Genomic DNA, 281 nt, shown 5'->3' with positions numbered 1-281 from the left:
TGGAACTTACACTAATACTTGGACAGTTAAAGATGACTGCGGAAATACTTCTGACACTTTCACTCAGGTGATCACCATTCAGGACACAACAGCGCCTACTTGGACAACACAGGCAGGTTCTCTAGATGTGACTTTAGAATGCAGCGATACAGCTGGTCTTGCTTCTGCTCAAGCTCAGATTCCAACAGCTTCTGACCTTTGCGATTCAGATGTCACTAACATCACTAAAACAAGCGGACAGTTCGTTGCCTCTGAAGGTTGCGGAAATGCAGGAACTTACA

The 281-nt window shown here is 45.2% G+C and carries 1 protein-coding gene; it reads left to right on the top strand.

Going from position 1 to position 281, the window contains the following annotated elements; translation table 11 throughout:
* Positions 1-281, top strand: a 281-nt coding sequence (locus DMA14_RS00060; RefSeq protein WP_157957632.1) for a hypothetical protein, incomplete at both ends; no start/stop codon positions are given.

This window comes from Flavobacterium sharifuzzamanii (assembly GCF_003254585.1).
In the GTDB taxonomy this organism is placed as follows: Bacteria; Bacteroidota; Bacteroidia; order Flavobacteriales; family Flavobacteriaceae; genus Flavobacterium; species Flavobacterium sharifuzzamanii.
This window is presented reverse-complemented; position numbering and strand designations above follow the sequence as displayed.